At 69.3% G+C, this 3,461-nt stretch carries 2 protein-coding genes and 2 pseudogenes; 2 read left to right on the plus strand and 2 right to left on the minus strand.

Going from position 1 to position 3,461, the window contains the following annotated elements:
- Positions 1-75: 75 nt before the first annotated feature.
- Complete coding sequence (locus BLW04_RS24985) at positions 76-1,131, minus strand: NADH:flavin oxidoreductase/NADH oxidase (RefSeq protein WP_217631268.1); 1,056 nt, start codon at positions 1,129-1,131, stop codon at positions 76-78.
- A gap of 512 nt (positions 1,132-1,643) precedes the next feature.
- Between BLW04_RS24985 and BLW04_RS24990 the strand changes: the two genes are divergently transcribed.
- Both BLW04_RS24990 and BLW04_RS24995 read left to right on the plus strand, forming a co-directional pair.
- Positions 1,644-2,225, plus strand: a complete 582-nt coding sequence (locus tag BLW04_RS24990) for a recombinase family protein (protein WP_091548300.1) — start codon at positions 1,644-1,646, stop codon at positions 2,223-2,225.
- 32 nt (positions 2,226-2,257) lie between these two features.
- Positions 2,258-2,773 (plus strand): annotated as a pseudogene (locus BLW04_RS24995) (IS701 family transposase); the annotation flags it as partial.
- 45 nt (positions 2,774-2,818) lie between these two features.
- Here the strand turns inward: BLW04_RS24995 and BLW04_RS29030 are convergent.
- Positions 2,819-3,067, minus strand: a pseudogene (locus tag BLW04_RS29030) (transposase); the annotation flags it as partial.
- Positions 3,068-3,461: the final 394 nt, after the last annotated feature.

Raw genomic sequence — 3,461 nt, forward strand, 5'->3', positions numbered from 1 at the left:
CTACGACAAATACGCCACCACCTACCTCGGCGGTGTCCTCCTCGGCTGCATGATCATCCATCACCGCGTCCGCAGTTAGCAGACACGCTCTAGCTCACGGGCCGCGTGCAGAGTCCAGTTGGGGTTCTCCAGCAGCTCCCGGGCGAGCGCGACGAGGTCGATGTCGCCCTGCTCGAGGGCGCGGTTGACCAGCTTGGGATCCCACAGCAGGCCGACACCGATCGTCGCGATGCCGGCGCCCTTTTTCACCTGCGCGGCGAGGGGCAGTTGATACCCCTGTTCGAGGGTCATGCCCTGGGGGCGTTCGCGTCCGGCGATGCCGCCGCTCGAGCAGGTGATCGCGTCGACGCCCAGGTCCTTCAGGCGCCGCGCCAGGTGGATCGTGTCATCGACCTGCCAGCCGTCTGGATGCCAGTCGGTCACCGACAGGCGAAAGACCAACGGATACTCGTCGGGCCAGACCTCGCGGATCGCCGCGGCGACCTCGGCCGCCAGCCGGCCTCGTCCTTCGAGGCCTCCCCCGTAGCCGTCCCGGCGGCGGTTCGCAAGCGGGGAGTAGAACTGATGGAGAAGAAAGCCGTGGGCGGCGTAGACCTCGATCACCCGGAAACCCGCCTCGCGGGCCCGCTCAGCGGCGGCGCGGAACGCCCCGATGACTTCCCTGATGTCCTCGGCGCTCATCTCGGCCGGCACGGGCCAACCCTCGGCGTACGGGACCGCGCTCGGGCCGACAGCGGGCCACGGCTGCTCACCGCGCTGCGCGATGTCCTCTTCATCGACCGGTGTCTCCCCGTGCCACGGTCGGCGCTCGCTCGCCTTGCGCCCCGCGTGCGCGAGCTGGATTCCCGCCACCGCCCCCTCACGCTGGAGGAAGCGGGTGACCGCAGCGAGACCGTCAACGTGGGCGTCCGACCAGATCCCAAGGTCGCCGTGGGTACGCCGACCGCGCTCCTGGACCGCGGTCGCCTCGGTGAACACCAGGCCGGCACCGCCGAGGGCGAACCGACCGAGGTGGACCAGATGCCAGTCGTTCGCGAGACCGTCCTGCGCGCGGTACTGGCTCATCGGGGAGACCACAACCCGGTTCCTGAGCGGCACACCGCGCAGCGTGAACGGCGCGAACAGCGTCATCGGGTGCGACTCCTCTCGATCCTGAGCCTTGATGCCCAGCCGCGGCCAGGATATGGCGGCTGCTAGACCACGAGCCACGCATCCGGTCATATGCCGATCAAGCCCTCGAACACGCTAGTGCCTACGAGCAGAAAGCGACGCAGGCGGATGTCGGCGGCGCCTGATAACTGACCCCCCGGCGCAATGCCGGTTACTTAGCGAACTGGCTGCTCGAGGGGCTGTTTTTCGATCCCGGTGAGGATGCAGGCGACCCGGCTGCAGGCAGGCCCACGGGGCGGGGCACGCCAGCTGTTGATCAGGTGAGGCGCGCACCCAGGGATCGAGCTTCGGCGTCGCGACGAGGATCGACTCGAAAACGTCCGTTTACGGGCCGCCGCGCCGAGCTCCGCGCATCTCGATGCATTTTCCCAGGTCGACCGGACACTCAACGGCCCAGAACTCATGCTCGAAATCACCGGCCCAAATCCGGGCTGCCCTCACCGTTTGTGGTCCTCCGCCACTAGCCTTCGGCGGTGAGCATGACCGGCTACGCACGGGTGTCCACCTTTGAGCAGGACCCGGCGCTGCAGCACGACGCATTGACCGCCGCCGGCGCGGTACGGGTGTTCACCGACTACGCCTCCGGCGCCACCGCCGCGCGGCCCCAGCTGATCGCCTGCCTGGACTTCCTGCGCCCTGAAGACACCCTCGCCGTCTGGCGGATCGACCGGCTCGGCCGATCCGTCGCCGACCTCACCACCATCGTCAACGACCTCGGCCGCCGCGGCATCCAGTTCCGGTCCCTCACCGAGGCCATCGACACCACCACGATCGGCGGGGAACTCGTCTTCCACATCTTCGCCGCCGTCGCCCAGATGGAACGACGCCTCATCAGCGAACGCACCCGCGCCGGCCTCGCCGCCGCCCGCGCCCGCGGCCGAGCCGGCGGGCGCCCCACCGTCATGACCCCCGACCGGCTCACCGCCGCCCACGCCATGCGCGCCCAGGGCATGACCCTGATCCAGATCGCCGCCACCCTCGGCGTCGGCCGCAGCTCGCTCGTGCGGGCACTTGCTCAGACGGGCGGGGACTCCACCGGTGGGACGACCAGGTAGCTGACACCTTGGTGTTCGCCGGATTACCGCGCCTAGTGGTCGATGAGACCGGATTCCTGAAGAAGGGCACCAAGTCCGCCGGGGTGGCTCGGCAGTACTCCGGCACCGCCGGGCGGATCGAGAACTCCCAGATCGGGGTCTTCCTCGCCTACGCCGCGGCCGCTGGGCGGACGTTCATCGACCGGGAGCTGTACCTGCCCAAGGCCTGGACGGAGGACCGCCAGCGGTGCGCCGAGGCTGGTATCGGCGCCGATGTCGAGTTCGCGACCAAGCCGGCGCTGGCCCTCACGATGATCACCCGCGCCCTGGACGCCGGGGTGCCGGCCGGCTGGGTCGCCGGCGACGAGGTCTACGGCCAGCACTCCGGGCTGCGTCTGACGTTGGAGGAACGTGGCATGGCCTACGTGCTCGCGGTGCCGGTCAACCAGCACGTCATCGCCACGATCGATGCCCGACCGGCCGACTGCCGCGTGGACGCCCTCTCGGCGGCGGTGCCCGAGTCCGACTGGAGACGACAGTCGGCCGGCACCGGCGCCAACCAGCACCGCAGTGTCGTCCCCGAGGTACTCGACGACGTAGTCACGCAGGTCATCACGGACGGCGTCGGCGCTCCAGTCGGCGTGGTTGAGCAGCCGTTGCATCGCATCCGGTGACCGGTCCCCGGCCTGCTCGGACAGCGTCCACCCGTTCTTGCTCTCCACCGCCGACAGCAGCCCGCGCAGATACACCCCCGCCCGGTCGCGGGGCTCGGAGCGGGCGAACCGCGGACCGATCCGCTCGACTACCTTCTCCAGGCCCACCGCCCAGTCCTCGACCTCGGCCACGCAGACATCCTCGACCATCCGACGACGGTCACCGGCCCGCCGGCGTCAGCCCCGCAGACACTCCGCAGCCCACCAAGATACGTGCGGCTGTAGTACTAGTTCCGCGTTCGGAGACGTTCCCCCTGAAGGCAGCCTCAGGGACACCCCGATCCTGCGGTGCGAAGACGCGCCGGGCGCCTGGCAGTGCCGGGCACCGATGCCGACCTGAGCCACCATTGCGAGCGAGAAGGCGGACGTCTGAGGGGGAGCTCACGTGGAGAGTCGGTCCGTTCGCATCGGGACATGGAACGTCGAATACGCCGCCGTGGGGGTAAAGAGGCTCATCGCGATCGAGGGTGTAGTCGGGAGCGGAAGCCGCCGGTCTCGAGTAGGGATCGGGCGATGTAGTTGGTGAGGTTGCGGAACCCGAGGG

This window comes from Modestobacter sp. DSM 44400 (assembly GCF_900107175.1).
Lineage (GTDB): Bacteria > Actinomycetota > Actinomycetes > Mycobacteriales > Geodermatophilaceae > Modestobacter.